Origin of the sequence: Nocardioides luteus (assembly GCF_000960475.2) — a bacterium.
Taxonomy (GTDB): Bacteria; Actinomycetota; Actinomycetes; order Propionibacteriales; family Nocardioidaceae; genus Nocardioides; species Nocardioides luteus_A.
This window is the reverse complement of record NZ_JZDQ02000022.1, coordinates 1-15946: the sequence shown is the minus strand read 5'-3', so window position 1 is coordinate 15946 and position 15946 is coordinate 1. Positions and strand designations below refer to the sequence as shown.

Genomic DNA, 15946 nt, shown 5'->3' with positions numbered 1-15946 from the left:
AGAGGAACTCCACCTCCGATGGAGTACACCGAGCTGTCCGCGTACGACGTCCCCCCGGGCGAGGTGACCGCGTGGATCCCCACGGCGGAGCCGAGCGCCTGGGTCGACGACGACCGCCGGCTGTCCCACAACCACGAGCTGCACCTCGACACCGCCGAGGCAGGATCCTGGATCGGATCGATCATGCGGTTGACGGGACAGCTCGACGTGACGGCGCTCGACCTGGCGCTCCGGGCCTGGATCGGACGCCACGAGGCGCTGCGCGGGACCGTCGAGGAGACCCCGGCGGGCCGGCGGCGCCGCGCGCTCGCCCCCGAGGACGTGTCGGTGGCCACCACGGCGCTCGGCCGTTTCGACGGCGACGACGCCCGGGGCTGCCTCTCGGACTTCCTCGCCGACCACATCGACCCCACGGCCTGGCCCTACGTCGTCTTCGCGACGGTGGCCGACGCCGACGGCTTCACCCTGGTCTTCGGCGCCGACCACGGCGTCATGGACGCCTACTCCCAGCTGCTCTGGTTCGAGGAGATCGCCACGCTCTACGAGCGGGCTCTGGCCGGTGAGTCGTTCGCGGACCTGGCGGTCGTCACCACCGGCAGCCACATCGACCACGCCGCCGACGAGCGGGTCACCGGAGAGGCGATGTCGCTGGAGAGCGAGTCAGTGCGGGTCTGGCGCGACTGGCTGACCGGTCCCGACGGCCGGCTCCGGTTCGCCGACTTCCCGGTCCCGGGCATCACCGACGTACCCGCCTCGGCCTCGCCGCTGCCGCAGGCCAGCCTGTCGCAGTGGCTCGGCGACCCCTGCCAGGCCCGGGCCCTCGCGGAGCTGTGCAAGAGCGCGGGTGTCTCGTTCCAGGCCGGGATGATGGGCGCGATGGCGTACGTCCTGCGGGCCCAGCACGGTGTGGAGCGGATGCGCTTCGTGGCGCCCATGCACACCCGTTACACCGCTGAGCACGCCACCGCCGTCGGCTGGTACGTCGGTCTCGTCCCGGTCACCCTCGACATCACCGGAGCGACGACCCTGGCCGAGGTCGCTGCCCGCGTCCAGACCGCGCTGGCCGAGTCGAAGCCCCTGGTCCCGCAGCCGTTCGCGCGGGTCGCCGACCTGCTCGGTGTCTCGGATGCTCCGCATTTCGTGGTCACCTTCGTGGACACCCGCTTCATCGCCGGCGCCGAACGCTGGAACGGCTGGGACGCCCGTACGCTGCGGGCCCCCGTCCGCGCCGACGACGAGGTCTACCTCTGGCTCGTGCGCGACCGGGACGGTCTCAACGTCTCCACGCGCTACCCGGAGACCGTCGCCGCCGAGCGGGTCGTGCGCGACCTGATCGGCGGGATGAGCGACCTCTTCGACGAGATCGCGCAGCCCGAGGCCGCCGCGCTCGAGGGCACGGCATGAGGATCGGGCCGCTCGCCGATCTGGCTCCGGCGCCCGGCCGGGTGATCGTGCTGCGGCCGACCGCCGAGTGCCAGGCTGCGGCCGACGCCGCGCCGGTCTCGCCGGGCGCGCCCTCGTTCCTGCAGGCCGACCACCTCAACGCCTACCGCGCGAAGGTGGCCGCCGGCGGCGTCCACCGCGCCTGGACCGGCACCGCCGGTGAGTTCTCTGGCGCCTTCTCGGCCGATGCCTATGCGGAGGCGCTGACCTCGTTCGTGGGCCGCCACGAGGGGCTGCGGACCTGGTTCGACCTCTCGGGATCAGTGCCGGTGCGGCACCTGGTGCCGGCCGAGGCGCTCGCCTTCGAGGCCGTCGAGGTCGAGGAGCCGGCCGACTGGTCCGGTGGCTGGCAGGAGCTCCTGGTCGGTCTGTGGGACGAGCAGTGCCGCCCCGACTCCTGGGCGCCGTTCCTCCTCGGCGCGATCGTGCGCGAGGACGGCTTCACCTACTTCTGGGGCTGCGACCACGCCTTCACCGACGGCGCCTCGCAGCTGATGGTCCCGGCCGAGCTCGGGGCCGCCTATGCCGCGGCGCTCGGCGCCGAGACCGAGCCCCTGCCCGAGGCCGACAGCTTCGTGGCGTACGCAGCGGCCGAGCAGCAGCTCGCCGCGACGTGCGACGCGGAGACACCGGCGGTGCGCGAGTGGGCCGACATCGTCTCGCGCCACGGCGGGCGGCTGCCGCGGTTCCCGGTGCCGCTGGGGCTGGACCCGGGGGAGACCGCCCCGGTCCGCGTCCGCCGATGGACCGCGCTGGAGGGTGAGGCGGTGGACGCCCTCGAGTCGCTGTGTCGCTCCGCCGGGGGAAGGTTCACCAGCGGTGTCTTCGCGCTCCTGGCCCACGCCGAGCAGCGCCTGACCGGCAGCTCGGACTACCTCGGGATCACCGTGCTGGGCACCCGGACGCAGCAGACCGCGATGTCGCACGGCTGGTTCTGCAACTTCGCACCCGTCTCGATGCAACTCGGGCCCACAGTCGAGGAGACCGTGTTCGCGGAGACGGTGCTCGCCGCGGAGAAGGCCTTCGGGACCGCCCGCGACCTGGCCCGCACCCCGGTGCACGTGCCGCTGGGCGCGATGGTCGCCGGCGGGGTGCTGGCGCCGACCGAGCTGGCGAGCCCGCAGATGGTCTCCTACCTCGACGTACGCAAGTTCCCCGGCGCCGGCACCGAGCCGTTCGACACCGGGCTGCACTTCACCGGCGAGGGACGTACCGCGAACGCGAGCCTGTGGGTCAACCGCTTCGCCGATCGCTTCGAGGTGGCCACCCAGAGCCCCGACACCGAGCAGGGCGGGAGGGCCGTGGTGACCTACGTCGAGGCGCTCCGCGACGTGCTCGCCGACCTCGGTCTGCCGGTGTGCCCCGTCGACGCCGACCAGATCATCGGGACCGGACATGCTGGTCACGACCGCTGACCTGTGGGAGCCCCGGCCGGGCACGCTGCTGCGCTGGGATCTCTCGGCCCCGCCGCACGGCGCGCCGGCCGAGCTCTCGCTCAACCAGCGCAACCACCTCGCCGGTGCGATGGCCGGGGCGCCGACCGTCTGGCTGGCGGCCGCCTTCGACGTCGACGGCCCGATCGAGCCGGTCGCCCTCTCCCGCACCTGGCGCGCGTTCCTCGCCCGCCACGGCAGCCTGCAGCTCGAGGTCGTCGCCGGCTCCGACGGGCCGCGGGCGCGTCGCCACCACCCCGGCACCCTGACCTGGTCGGTGGCCACCGTCGGTCACACCACGACGGTCGAGGAGACCCGCGAGGCGCTGCACGGCGCGCTCGACGAGCGGTGCGGGCCGTTCGGCTATCCCGCCTTCCTGCCCGCCGCGATCTCCCGTCCCGACCGCTCCACGATCGTCCTCGGCATGGACCACCTGCACTGCGACGCCCACTCCGTCGCGGTCGCGGTCGAGGAGCTCGCCACCCTCTACGCCGCCTTCACCGAGGGTGGCGAGGCGCCCTCGCTGCCTCCGGTGACCTCGTTCCTCGAAGCCGTCTCGCAGGGTGCCGACGGTCCCGCGCGGGTCGCTGATGACGACCCGCTGCTCCGTGGCTGGGGCGAGTTCCTCGCTGGCCGCGGCCACCGGCTGCCGACCTTTCCGCTGCCGCTCGGCCTCGAGCCGGGAAAGCGGGCCGCCCAGGCCACCGCGGTGGCTCCGCTCGCCGACGCCGGCCTGATGGACCGCATCGGCGCGCGCGCCCGCAACAGCGGCGCCTCGACGTACGCCGCCGTCCTGGCCGCCCTCGCCACCGCGGTCGCCGACCTCGGCGGCGGTGACCGCCTGGACACGATGGCACCGGTCTCCACCCGCTCCACAGGCCCCCTGGCCCGCTCGATCGGCTGGTACACGACCACCGTCCCGCTCACCGTCCCCGCCTCGCTCACCGACGTGGGCCTGGCCGAGGCCGGCGACGCCGTCCGTCATGGCGTACGCCTCGGCTCGGTGCCCCTCGACCAGGTCCTCGGCTCGCTCACCGAGCCGCTGGTGCAGACCCGCAGCGACGTCTTCGTCGTCTCCTGGGTCGACTACCGCCACGTCCCCGGCGGCTCGGCCCACCTCGACCGCGACGCCCAGCACATCTCGGCCTCCACCCAGGCCGACGACGTCCAGATCTGGTTCTCCCGCACCCACTCGGGCCTCGCCGTCCGGATCCGCTACCCCGACACGTCGGTGGCCGCGTCGTCCGTCGAGTCCCTCCTCGACCGCCTCCGCCACACCCTCGTCGACCTCTCCCGTCAGCCCGACGACCTCGCCGTCCTCCGGATCGAGTGACCGGGCCGGCGCAGGTCCCGACCTTTTACTAGACGATGACACTTCGTGAAGCGCTTCACGAAGTGTCATCGTCTAGTGAAAGGCAGCGAACCGACTCCCCACGGTGCCCTCACCCTCCGTACAGCGTGCGGATGACGTCCTCGATGGCCGGCTCGTGGATCGACAGGTCGGCGACGTCGTACGCAGCCGCGACCTGCGCGACCAGGGGAGCAGCGGAGGCGCCGGCCGGGAACGAGAGCCACTGGCGCGGGCCTTCGACCTTCACCACCTGAGCCCCTTCGACGGAGATCGCCGGTGCCTCGTCGACGAGGTCGACGACGAGCGTGCGGGAGGCGTCGCCGTTGAGGCGCAGCGAGGACAGCGGGCCGTCGAAGACGGCGGTGCCGTGGTCGATCACGATGACCCGGTCGCAGAGCGCCTCGATGTCCTGCAGGTCGTGGGTGGTGAGCATCAGGGTGGTGCCGCGCTCGTGGTTGAGGGCGCGCAGGAACTCCCGCAGCCGCCCCTTGGAGATCACGTCGAGCCCGATCGTCGGCTCGTCGAGGTAGAGGATCTCGGGGTCGTGGAGCAGGGCGGCGGCGATGTCGCCACGCATCCGCTGCCCCAGGCTGAGCTGCCGCACGGGCGTGTCCATCAGGTCGCCGAGGTCCAGCAGCGCGACGTGGTCGTCGAGGTTGCGCTGGAAGGTCTGGTCCGGGATCCGGTAGATCCGCCGCAGCAGCTCGAAGGAGTCGCGCAGCGGAAGGTCCCACCACAGCGACGTACGCTGCCCGAAGACCACGCCGATCCGCCGGGCCAGCTCGCGGCGCTGGCGGGCCGGCTCCAGCCCGGCGACGATCGCCGACCCGCCGGAGGGCACCAGGATGCCGGTGAGCATCTTGATGGTCGTCGACTTCCCAGCGCCGTTGGGGCCGATGTAGCCGACCATCTCGCCGGCGTCGATCTCGAAGGAGAGGTCGTGGACGGCCCGCTTCACCACCGACGTACGCCTCACGACACCCACACGCTTGCGGATGGTGAACTCGCGGGACAGGTCCCGCACCTCGATCAACGACAACGAGATCAGCTCCCTGTGGATCGGTAGCGGCGAAGCCCCTGACGCCACACCAGCGTGGTCACGCCGACCAGCACCAGGGCGGCCAGGGGCGATGCGAAGCGGAACCAGCCCGGTGCGCCGAACGGGTCGTGGAGCCCGAGCAGGAACAGGCACGGATACCAGTTCACGAACGTCAGCGGCAGCAGGTAGGTGAGGGACCGGACGACCTCCAGCGGGAAGATCGTCATCGGGTACTGCATGATCGTGTTCCCGCCGTAGGTGAAGGCGTTCGCGAACTCCGAGGCGTCGGTGGTCCAGAACTGGATCGTCGAGAAGGCCACGAACACGCAGAAGTAGATGACCACGCCCGACACGAGCGCCATCGCGAGCACGGCCAGCCGCTGCGGGTTCCACTCCACGATCGGGGCCGCCCATCCGAAGACCGCGACGCTCTGGGCGATCTGGCCGAGCCGGCGCAGCTCGAACCGGTCGGCGCACAGCTGCGCCAGCACCGGGACCGGCTTGGTCATCATCGCGTCGAGATCCCCGCTGCGTACCTTCTGGCCGATCTTCTCCACGCTCCCGACCAGCATGTCGGCGAGACGGAACGAGATCGAGGTGACTCCGTAGAGCAGGCCGATCTCGCGCAGCGTGAAGCCGCCGTAGCTGTCGAGGTGGCTGAACATCAGCCAGATCGCGACGAAGTCGAGGAACGTGATCAGCACACCGCCGACCGTCATCGTCCAGAACGAGAGCGGGTAGGCCATCGAGGCCCGGATCCACAGCGCCGCGATGAGCCAGTAGGCGCGGACCGCGTGAGCGACCTCAACCACCTTGGACCACCACCTTCCGGGTCGCGGCCCGCAGCACGAGCGCGCACGCCCCCAGCAGGAGGACCGCCCAGGCGACCTGCAGCCCGATCGCGGCGAGCAGGTCGGGCCCGCTGTGGCGGCCCAGCCAGATGTCGGCGGGGGTCTGGACGTAGGAGGCGAACGGCAGTGCCAGCGCGACCTGGCGCAGACCGTCCGGGAAGAGGTTGAGCGGCAGGGTCAGCCCGCTGAAGAAGGTGGCCAGCACGCTGAGCAGCACCCGCGGCCCGGTCGCGTCCAGGAGCCAGAACGCGCTGGCGGCGAAGAGGAACCGGACCGCGAAGCTGACCACGACGGCGAGGGCGACGCTGACCAGGAACCCGGCCGCGCCGGCGGGGGAGGGCAGGACCAGCCCGAAGAGCAGCGCGCCCACGATCGTCGGCGCCACGCCCCGGGTCGCGAAGTGGTAGAGCCCGCGACCGAGGTCGGCGGCGAGATACCAGCCGAGGACGCTGACCGGACGGTAGAGGTCGACGGCGATGTCCCCGGTGCGGATCCGCTCGGCGAGGTCGTCGGTCGAGCCGCCGCTCCACAGCGCGATGGTCATCAGCAGCGCCTGCCCGATCCAGACGAAGGTGACCGCCTGCTCGGCCCCGTAGCCACCGGCCGACGGGTTCTGCTCCCACAGGGCCAGATAGGCGAAGCTGAGGATGATCCCGAAGACCGAGTTGGTGAAGATCCCGGCGAGCGTCGCCGCGGTGTAGGTGGAGTAGCGGCGGAACGAGCGGGTGGCGATCGCGGCATACAGACTCAGCTGTGCATGGAACGCCCCGGACACCTGACGTACGTTGGCACAGGAGGGGCTGCGTACGCCACGGGGTTTCCTGGAATAACGTTGATGCAGCAACTGTTTGCCGAGTAGTTCGGATTTCAACTATCGTGGCAGGACCACGAAAGGGGCAGTGAACAAATGGGTATGCAGTTCGGCATCTTCACCGTCGGTGACGTGACCATGGACCCGACGACCGGCAAGACCCCGACGGAGCACGAGCGGATCAAGGCCACCGTCGAGATCGCCAAGCACGCCGAGGAGGTGGGCCTGGACGTCTTCGCGACGGGTGAGCACCACAACCCGCCGTTCATCGCCTCCAACCCGACCGCGACGCTGGCCTACATCGGTGCCCAGACCGAGAACATCATCCTGAGCACCGCGACCACGCTGATCACCACCACCGACCCGGTGCTGATCGCGGAGGACTACGCCAAGATCCAGCACCTCACCGACGGCCGCGTCGACCTGATGATGGGCCGCGGCAACACCGGCCCGGTCTACCCCTGGTTCGGCAAGGACATCCGCCAGGGCATCAACCTGGCGATCGAGAACTACGCCCTGCTGCGCCGGCTGTGGAGCGAGGACGTCGTCGACTGGTCCGGCCGGTTCCGTACGCCGCTGCAGGGCTACACCTCGACGCCGCGGCCGCTGGACGGCGTCGCGCCGTTCGTCTGGCACGGCTCGATCCGCTCGCCGGAGATCGCCGAGCAAGCTGCGTACTATGGCGACGGCTTCTTCCACAACCACATCTTCTGGCCGGCCTCGCACACCAAGCAGATGGTGCAGCTCTACCGGCAGCGCTTCGAGCACTACGGCCACGGCACCGCCGACCAGGCGATCGTCGGGCTGGGTGGGCAGTTCTTCATGCGGCCCAACTCCCAGGACGCGATCAACGAGTTCCGGCCCTACTTCGACAACGCCCCGGTCTACGGCCACGGCCCCTCGCTGGAGGACTTCAGCGAGGCCACGCCGCTGACCGTCGGCTCGCCGCAGCAGGTCATCGAGCGGACCCTCTCGTTCCGTGAGTACGTCGGCGACTACCAGCGCCAGCTCTTCCTGCTCGACCACGCCGGGCTGCCGCTGAAGACCGTGCTGGAGCAGCTCGACCTCTACGGCGAGATCCTCCCGACCCTGCGCGCGGAGTTCGAGAAGCTGCGCAAGCCGGGTGTCCCGGACGCCCCGACCCACGCCTCCCTGGTGGAGAAGGCCGGCGGCGCCAAGGACTCCACCGTCTACGCCGAGGCCGACTCCGCCACCGGCTCGTCCGACCGCGACATCCACGACCCGGAGGTCGCCAAGGTGCTCGAGGGGGAGCTGTGACCCGGATCGTGGTGGTCTCGGCGGGGCTCTCGGTCCCGTCCTCGACCAAGCTGCTCGCCGACATGCTCGGCGAGGCGACGACCCGGGCCGTCCAGGCCCGGGGCGCCGAGATCGAAGTCGAGCACATCGAGCTGCGCGGCCTGGCGCACGAGCTGACCGACAACCTGCTCACCGGCTTCGCCAAGCCGGCGCTGCAGACGGCCATCGACCACGTACGTCGCGCCGACGGCGTCATCGCGGTCACGCCGGTCTTCTCGGCCTCCTACTCGGGCCTGTTCAAGACGTTCTTCGACGTCCTCGAGCAGGGCGTCCTCGACGCCAAGCCGGTCCTGATCGCCGCGACAGCCGGCACCGCCCGGCACTCGCTGGTGCTCGAGCACGCGCTGCGCCCGCTCTTCGCCTACCTGCACGCCGTGGTCGTCCCGACCGGGGTCTTCGCCGCCACCGACGACTTCGCCGGTGGCCCGGAGCTCCCCAAGCGGGTCGACCGCGCCGCCGCCGAGCTGGCCGCCCTGCTGGCGGTCGGCGGAGGCACGCCCACCCCCGCGCCGCACCGGACGCTGGTCGAGGACGAGTTCGCCAACCCGACCTCCTTCGAGACCCTGCTCAAGCGGGCCTCCGAGGGGCCGCCGGAGTTCTGATCCCGGGGCCGTTGCTCCGGGGGTCGATGCGAACACGGACGCGAGATACCGAGGGTTTGCCGTCGAGTACGACAGAATGCGTCTCGACCGCTGCCCCCAACACCGAGCGGAGCCGTTGTGCCCAGCTATGAGCCGAGCGTCGTCGTTGCCGACGAGTCGCCTCTACTCCGTGCTGGACTCACGACTCTGCTCGCGCGTGGTGGCTACCAGGTCGTGGGCGACGCCGGCGACGCGGAGGCGCTCATCCAGGCGGCCACCGACACGCTGCCCACGCTGGTGATCACCGACGCCCGTCTGGGCCCCGTCGAGGAGGGCCCTGGCGACGAGGGGATCCGGGCCGCGGTCCGGCTGCACGAGAAGGTGCCGGAGATGGGCATCGTCGTGCTCGCGGACTCCCTCGACACGGCGTACGCGGCCCCGGTCTTCGCCAGCGCCGGCACCGGCGGTCTCGGCTACCTGCGCAAGTCCCGCGTACGCACCATCCCGCACTTCCTCGACGTCGTCGGGCGGGTGGCGTCGGGTGAGGTCGTCGTCGACCCGGAGGTCATCACCCGGATGGTCGCGGCGTCACCGGACGCCGATGCCGAGGCGATGGCGAGGCTGACGATGCGGCAGAGCGAGGTGCTGGGCCTGGTTCAGGCAGGGTTCCCCGAGCGCGCGATCATCAGCAGGCTCTTCAGTGGCCGACGGCAGTTCGAGCGGTGCCTGAGCGAGATCTTCCTCGCGCTCGGTCTCTCCGGAGACATCGAGCACCGGCGCACGCCGACGCTGCTGACCCATCTCGCCTCCGGCTGACGGTGGGAGCCCGGGGGCTCCCACCGCCGGAGCTCAGTGCTGGTAGGTGCCCACCACGACGGCGCGGGCCAGCGCCTTGAAGGCCAGGTTGAACGAGACGACCGCCGGGGTGACCCCGTCGTCCACGCCCAGCGTCTCCTCGCCGACGGCGTGGACGACGAAGTAGTAGCGGTGGACCTGGTCGCCGGCCGGGGGAGCGGCGCCGCCGAAGTCCTTGGTGCCGAAGTCGCTCGCGACGTGGAACGCCTTGCCCGGAAGCTCGGCGTCCGCCGCACCGGCGCCCGCCGGGAGCTCGGTCACGTCGGCGGGGACGTCGACCAGGGCCCAGTGCCAGAAGCCGCTCGGCGTGGGCGCGTCGGGGTCGAAGCAGGTGATGACGTACGACTTCGTCCCCTCCGGCGCGCCGCTCCAGCTGAGCTGCGGGGAGGTGTTGCCGCCGTCGTAGACCTGATCCTGCTTCAGCGGCTGGCCGTCGGTCACGTCCTGGCTGGTCAGCGTGAAGGAGGGGAGGGCGGGCATGAGCGAGTAGGGATCCGGCTTCACCGGGCGATCGAGTGCCATGGCCACCAACGTAGTCCGCGAATCGACCCGTTGTCAGGACGTGGTGCGGTGTTGGGCGAGGATGTACCCATGAGTTCTGAGCATGCCGTTCCCTATCCCGCCGGCCTCATCCTCGAGGGTCGTCGGGTGGTCGTCGTGGGTGGTGGCCGGGTGGCGCAGCGGCGCGTGCCGGCGCTGATCGCCGCAGGGGCGCGGGTCGAGGTCGTCTCGCCGTCGCTGACCCCCGCCTTGGAAGGGCTGCTCGGCTCGGGCGAGATCACCTGGCGCTCGGAGCGTTTCACCGCTTCGGTGCTCGACGGCGCGTGGTACGTCATCGCCGCGACCCAGAACGCCGACGTCAACGAGGAGGTCTCGGCCGCTGCCGAGGAGAGACGGATCTTCTGCGTACGCTCCGACGACGGCACGCGGGCCACCGCCTGGACCCCGGCGACCGGGCAGGACGGCGACCTCACCGTCGCCGTGCTGGCGAACCGCGACCCGCGACGCTCGGCGGGCGTACGCGACCGGATCCTCGACGGCCTGCGCTCCGGCGACCTGATCGCTCCGCACGAGCGCCAGCGGGTGCCCGGTGTGACCCTGGTCGGTGGAGGTCCGGGTGACCCCGGGCTGATCTCGGTCGCCGGCCGCAAGGCGCTCATGGAGGCCGACATCGTCGTCGCCGACCGCCTGGCGCCGCGCGAGCTGCTCTCCGAGCTGCCCGCCGACGTCGAGCTGGTCGACGTCGCCAAGCTGCCCCGCGGGCGTTCGGCCCAGCAGGAGGAGATCAACCGGATCATCGTCGAGGCGGCCAAGGAGGGGAAGGCCGTCGCGCGCTTCAAGGGCGGCGACAACTTCATCTTCGGCCGTGGCTTCGAGGAGGTGCTGGCCTGCCGCGAGGCCGGCGTGCCGGTCCACGTCATCCCCGGTCTGACCTCGCCGGTGACCGTCCCCGGCGTCGCCGGGATCCCGGTGACCCACCGCGGCGTCGCCCACGAGTTCACCGTCATCTCCGGCCACGTCCCGCCGAGCGACCCGACCTCGCTGACCAACTGGCCGGCCGTGGCCCAGCTCGGCGGCACCCTCGTCCTCCTCATGGCCGTCCAGAACGCCCCCGCGATCGCGACCGCCCTGATGGACGGGGGACGCGCCGGCTCGACCCCGGTCGCGATCATCTGCGACGGCACGATGCCCACGGAGCGTACGGTCCTGGCGACCCTCGAGACCCTCGAGAAGACCTTGGCCGACGAGAACGTCCAGCCCCCCGCGATCATCGTCATCGGCGAGGTCGTCCGCGTCGCCCACCCCGACTCCTTCTCGGCGCCGGCGTAGTTCCCCACTCGGGTGGAGCTTCCCCACCCTCCGGTGCGTGGGGAAGCCACCCACGGGTGGGGAGACGTACGGATGTGTGGGGGAGTCCGGCCCAGACCTACGCTGGACCCCTCATGGCCACCCTGATCGAGATCTCCGACCCCGCCGACGCCCGGCTCGCCGACTACCGCGACCTGCGCGACGTCGAGCTGCGTAAGTCCCTCGAGTCCTCGGAGGGGCTGTTCCTGGCCGAAGGCGAGAAGGTCGTACGCCGCGCCGTGACCGGCGGGTTCGAGCCGCGCTCGTTCCTGATGGCGCCGAAGTGGCTCGACGGGCTCGCCGACGTGCTCGAGTCGACCGATGCGCCGTGCTACGTGATGAGCGAGCAGGCCGCGGAGCAGGTGACCGGGTTCCACGTGCACCGCGGTGCGCTGGCGTCGATGGAGCGGCGACCGCTGCCGTCGGTGGAGTCGGTCCTGGCCGGCGCTCGTTCGGTGCTGGTGCTCGAGGACATCGTCGACCACACCAACGTCGGCGCGATCTTCCGGTCCGGCGCGGCGCTCGGGTTCGACGCCGTCCTGCTGGCTCCCCGCTGCGCCGACCCGCTCTACCGGCGCTCGATCAAGGTCGCGATGGGTGCGGTCTTCGCGCTCCCGTGGACCCGCCTCCCGGACTGGTACGAAGCGCTCCCGTCCCTCTCCGCCGCCGGCTTCACCACCGTCGCGCTGACCCTGGCCGACGACGCCGTCGACATCGAGAAGGCCGTCGAAGGCGTCGACAAGGTCGCCCTCGTCCTCGGCTCCGAGGGCCACGGCCTCTCCCCACGCTGGCAGCAGGCCGCCGACCGCCGCGCCATCATCCCGATGTCCGCCGGCATCGACTCCCTCAACGTCGCCGCGGCCACCGCCGTCGCCTGCTACGTCACCGCCCGCCGCTAGCCTGCCGAGGCGTCAGCCCCGTCGGCCGAGGCGTCACGTACGTCGGCCGAGTCGGCACGGATGTGCCCACTCGGCCGACGGGGGTGACTTCTCGGCTAGATCTGCCACCAGACGGTCGTGTCGCCGGGGAGGTCGGCGGCGCCGTCGGTGACGGGCATGGGGCCCGAGGAGGAGAGGAGTACGTCACCAGGTGCTGCGATGCGTACGGGCTCCTTGGTGGTGTTGACGGTGCAGACGAAACCAGAGCGCTCGAACCAGAGCACCCCGGCGGGGGCCTCGTCGTGCCAGGTGACGGCGTCGCCGGCGCCGAGGCCGGGGGTCTCGCGCCGGATCTTCAGCGCCGAGCGGTAGAGCTCGAGGGTGGAGCCCTCGACTCCGGTCTGCGCCTCGACGCTCAGCTCGCCCCACGAGTCGGGCTGGGGCAGCCAGGAGCCGCCGTCGCCGAAGCCGTAGGACGTACCCGTCCGGGTCCACGGCAGCGGCACGCGGCAGCCGTCGCGGAACCCGTCCTGGCCGTTGGCACGGTGGAAGGACGGGTCCTGGCGGACCTCGTCGGGCAGGTCGGTGACGTCGGGGAGGCCGAGCTCCTCGCCCTGGTAGACGTACGCCGACCCCGGGAGCGCGAGCATGAGCAGCGTCGCCGCGCGAGCTCGCCGGAGCCCCAGAGCGCGGTCACCAGGCGTACGGATCTGGGTCCCCGACCCCGGAGGGTTGGCGAACCGGGTCGCATGCCGGGTGACGTCGTGGTTGGAGAGCACCCAGGTCGCCGGAGCGCCGACCGGGCGCATCGCGTCCAGGGAGCTGTCGATGACCTTGCGCAGCGCGGCGGCGTCCCAGGCGGTGTCGAGGTACTCGAAGTTGAAGGCCTGGTGCAGCTCGTCGGGGCGTACGTAGTTGGCCGACCGCGCCACGGTCGGGGTCCACGCCTCGGCGACGAAGATCCGTCCGGGATAGTCCGACAGCACCTTCCGCCACGTCCGGTAGATCTCGTGGACGCCGTCCTGGTCGAAGAACGGCATCACGTCGTTGCCGAGCAGGTGGAGCTGGTCGGAGTGACCGATCGACGGCAGGCCCTCGGCCTTGACCAGGCCGTGGGCGACGTCGATGCGGAAGCCGTCGATGCCGAGGTCGAGCCAGAACCGCAGGATGTCCAGGAACTCGGCGGCGACCTCGGGGGAGTTCCAGTTGAAGTCGGGCTGCTCGGGGGCGAAGAGGTGGAGATACCACTCGCCGTCGGGGACCCGGGTCCAGGCGGGACCGCCGAAGATCGAGTCCCAGTCGTTGGGTGGCTCCGAGCCGTCCGGCCCGCGTCCGGGCAGGAAGTGGTAGCGCGAGCGCATCGGCGACCCGGGACCTTCCGCCAGCGCCTGCTGGAACCACTCGTGCTGGTCGGAGGAGTGGTTGGGGACGATGTCGGCGATGATCTTGAGCCCGAGCTCGTGGGCAGAAGAGATCAGTGCGCGGGCGTCGTCGAGCGTCCCGTAGCGCGGGTCGACCGCACGGTAGTCGGAGACGTCGTAGCCCCCGTCGGCCTGCGGCGAGGCGTAGAACGGGCTCAGCCAGACCGCATCCACGCCCAGCGAGCGGAGGTAGGGGAGCCGTGACCGAATCCCGGGAAGGTCGCCGGTGCCGTCGCCGTCGCTGTCGGCGAAGCTGCGCGGGTAGACCTGGTAGATGACGGCGTCGCGCCACCATTCGGTGTTCATGAGAGAAGAACCTTTCAGCCCTTGACGCCGCCGGCTGTCAGACCGGTGACGACGTGTCGTTGGACGAGGTAGAAGAAGACGGTCACGGGGATGGCGATGAGCACGGCGGTGGCGGCCATCAGGTTCCACTGCGCGTCGTGCTCGCTGATAAAGCTCTGCAGCCCGACCGCGAAGGTGTACTTCGAGTCGTCGAGCAGGAACGTCGAGGCGAACGCGACCTCGGCGAAGGCGGTGATGAAGGCGTAGAACGCGGCCACCGCCAGGCCGGGGCGGGCCAGCGGCAGGATCAGCCGCCAGAACGTACCGAACGGGGTGAGCCCGTCGATCATGCCGGCCTCGTCGAGCTCGACCGGGATGGTGTCGAAGTAGCCCTTCAGCAGCCACGAGCAGTAGGGGACGATCGTGGTGCAGTTGACCAGGACCAGGCCGAACCGGTTGTCGACCAGATGGAGCTGGGAGAAGATCTCGTACATCGGCACGATCAGCACCGCGATCGGGAACGCCTGCGTCAGCAGCAGGACCCACATCAGCGCCCGGTGGCCCGGGAACCGCATCCGGGAGACCGCGTAGCCGGTCGTCGCCGCCGACATCACGCCGAACAGGGTCGTGCCACCGGCGACCACGAGCGTCGACCACAGCCAGTTGAAGAACTCGGTGTTGGTCAGCACGAACGAGTAGTTGTCCAGCGTCGCCTTCGCGAAGATGCCGCCGGGGTGGAGGTAGTCGTCCTTGTCCGGTCCCAGGGACAGGTAGACGAGCCAGACGATCGGGAACAGCGCGATCAGCGATGCCACGGCGAGCGTCACGTGCGTACCCGCGCGTCCGACCGGGCCGAGGTCGCCGCGTCGGCGCTGCTGACGGGGCGCGTAGGTGCTAGGCGAGCTGGTCATTGCGTTTCAACCACCGGTAGTAGAAGGACGTGAAGACGATCAGGATCGCGAGCAGCAGGACGCCGTACGCCGCGGACATGGCGAAGTCACGAGGCTGCTGCCCGAAGCCGAGTCGGTAGGCCCAGGTGACCAGGATCTGCGCGTCCGGCGCGGTGTTGCCGAAGAGCAGGAAGATGATCGCGAACTGGTTGAAGGTCCAGATCACGCCGAGCAGGACGACGGTCGAGCTCACCGAGGACAGCCCCGGCAGGGTGACGTGCCGGAACCGTTGCCAGGCGTTGGCGCCGTCGATCTCGGCGGCCTCGTAGAGGTTCTCGTCGATCGACTGCAGCCCGCCGAGCAGGGAGAGCATCATGAACGGCACGCCGCACCAGGTGTTGACCATGATCGCGGCCGTACGCTGCCAGGTCGGGTCCTCGAGCCACTGCGGCTCGACGAGCCCGATGGTGTTCAGCATCGAGTTGATGACGCCAGCGTCGGCCAGCATGATCCGCCAGGCGAAGACGGTCACGAAGGTCGGCACCGCCCACGGCAGGATCAGCAGGAGCCGGTACGCCACGCGTCCGCGCAGCCGCTGGTTGAGGAGCAGCGCCAGTCCGAGGCCGATCGCGTAGTGCAGGACGACACAGGTGACGGTCCAGACGATGGTCCACACGAAGTGGGACCAGAAGCGGTCGTAGGCCGACGGGCCCCACAGGATCTCGGCGTAGTTGTCCAGACCGATGAACTTGTACGTCGCGTCGATGGTGTTGACGCCGATGGTGCGTGCCGAGTTGAGGCTGTTGGCGTCGGTCAGGGTCAGGTAGAAGCCGCGCAGGAGTGGGTAGCCGACCAGCACGCCGAGGACGATCACGACGGGCGCGACCATCGCGTAGGCGTACCAGTAACGGCGGTAGGTGTCTCGCACGCGCTGGACGGGGCG

Annotated in this window: 15 protein-coding genes; 8 read left to right on the top strand and 7 right to left on the bottom strand. The window is 70.7% G+C overall.

Annotated features, from left to right (window positions below):
- Window positions 1–18: 18 nt before the first annotated feature.
- The 3 genes from UG56_RS16020 to UG56_RS16010 are packed head-to-tail and all read left to right on the top strand — an operon-like array spanning window position 19 to window position 4209.
- Window positions 19–1404: a condensation domain-containing protein gene (locus UG56_RS16020; RefSeq protein ID WP_071327131.1), complete on the top strand. Its 1386-nt coding sequence runs from the start codon at window positions 19–21 to the stop codon at window positions 1402–1404.
- Window positions 1401–2858, top strand: coding sequence for a condensation domain-containing protein (locus UG56_RS16015; RefSeq protein WP_071327130.1), 1458 nt, complete (start codon window positions 1401–1403; stop codon window positions 2856–2858). Before UG56_RS16020 ends, UG56_RS16015 begins: the two co-directional genes overlap by 4 nt.
- The gene (locus UG56_RS16010; protein ID WP_071327129.1) at window positions 2839–4209 is read left to right on the top strand and encodes a condensation domain-containing protein; all 1371 of its coding nucleotides are present in this window, start codon (window positions 2839–2841) and stop codon (window positions 4207–4209) included. The genes UG56_RS16015 and UG56_RS16010 overlap by 20 nt, the downstream gene beginning before the upstream one ends.
- A gap of 109 nt (window positions 4210–4318) precedes the next feature.
- Here the strand turns inward: UG56_RS16010 and UG56_RS16005 are convergent, their stop codons facing one another.
- Genes UG56_RS16005 through UG56_RS15995 form a run of 3 tightly spaced genes read right to left on the bottom strand, consistent with a single transcriptional unit; the run spans window position 4319 to window position 6892 of the window.
- Window positions 4319–5266, bottom strand: coding sequence for an ABC transporter ATP-binding protein (locus UG56_RS16005; protein WP_177191492.1), 948 nt, complete (start codon window positions 5264–5266; stop codon window positions 4319–4321).
- 5 nt (window positions 5267–5271) lie between these two features.
- Entirely contained in the window at window positions 5272–6078 is an 807-nt protein-coding gene (locus UG56_RS16000; protein WP_045550372.1) for an ABC transporter permease, read from the bottom strand.
- Window positions 6071–6892 carry an ABC transporter permease gene (locus UG56_RS15995; RefSeq protein ID WP_256206673.1) on the bottom strand — a complete coding sequence of 274 codons (822 nt, stop codon included), beginning with the start codon at window positions 6890–6892 and terminating at the stop codon, window positions 6071–6073. The genes UG56_RS16000 and UG56_RS15995 overlap by 8 nt, the downstream gene beginning before the upstream one ends.
- A 138-nt stretch (window positions 6893–7030) precedes the next feature.
- Here UG56_RS15995 and UG56_RS15990 point away from each other — a divergent pair, with 138 nt between their 5' ends.
- The 3 genes from UG56_RS15990 (at window position 7031) to UG56_RS15980 (ending at window position 9642) form a co-directional block, all read left to right on the top strand.
- Complete coding sequence (locus tag UG56_RS15990) at window positions 7031–8206, top strand: LLM class flavin-dependent oxidoreductase (RefSeq protein WP_045550373.1); 1176 nt, start codon at window positions 7031–7033, stop codon at window positions 8204–8206.
- Window positions 8203–8847 carry an FMN reductase gene (locus tag UG56_RS15985; RefSeq protein ID WP_045550374.1) on the top strand — a complete coding sequence of 215 codons (645 nt, stop codon included), beginning with the start codon at window positions 8203–8205 and terminating at the stop codon, window positions 8845–8847. The genes UG56_RS15990 and UG56_RS15985 overlap by 4 nt, the downstream gene beginning before the upstream one ends.
- Before the next feature lie 117 nt (window positions 8848–8964).
- Window positions 8965–9642, top strand: coding sequence for a response regulator (locus UG56_RS15980; protein WP_045550375.1), 678 nt, complete (start codon window positions 8965–8967; stop codon window positions 9640–9642).
- A 33-nt stretch (window positions 9643–9675) separates the two neighbouring features.
- Here the strand turns inward: UG56_RS15980 and UG56_RS15975 are convergent, their stop codons facing one another.
- On the bottom strand, window positions 9676–10203 hold the full coding sequence (locus UG56_RS15975) for a YbhB/YbcL family Raf kinase inhibitor-like protein (protein ID WP_045550376.1): 528 nt from the start codon (window positions 10201–10203) through the stop codon (window positions 9676–9678).
- A gap of 69 nt (window positions 10204–10272) precedes the next feature.
- On the opposite strand from UG56_RS15975, the gene cobA reads away from it, so the two are divergent.
- Both cobA and UG56_RS15965 read left to right on the top strand, forming a co-directional pair.
- Entirely contained in the window at window positions 10273–11511 is a 1239-nt protein-coding gene (gene cobA, locus UG56_RS15970; RefSeq protein WP_045550377.1) for a uroporphyrinogen-III C-methyltransferase, read from the top strand.
- A gap of 113 nt (window positions 11512–11624) precedes the next feature.
- Window positions 11625–12428, top strand: coding sequence for a TrmH family RNA methyltransferase (locus tag UG56_RS15965; RefSeq protein WP_045550378.1), 804 nt, complete (start codon window positions 11625–11627; stop codon window positions 12426–12428).
- 95 nt (window positions 12429–12523) lie between these two features.
- On the opposite strand, the gene UG56_RS15960 is transcribed toward UG56_RS15965, so the two are convergent.
- The 3 genes from UG56_RS15960 to UG56_RS15950 all read right to left on the bottom strand — a co-directional run.
- Window positions 12524–14134, bottom strand: a complete 1611-nt coding sequence (locus UG56_RS15960) for a glycoside hydrolase family 13 protein (protein WP_045550379.1) — start codon at window positions 14132–14134, stop codon at window positions 12524–12526.
- Between the two features lie 14 nt (window positions 14135–14148).
- Entirely contained in the window at window positions 14149–15024 is an 876-nt protein-coding gene (locus tag UG56_RS15955) for a sugar ABC transporter permease (protein WP_045550380.1), read from the bottom strand.
- On the bottom strand, window positions 15008–15946 hold a 939-nt coding region (locus tag UG56_RS15950; RefSeq protein WP_071327128.1), incomplete at its 5' end, for a carbohydrate ABC transporter permease. The genes UG56_RS15955 and UG56_RS15950, both read right to left, overlap by 17 nt.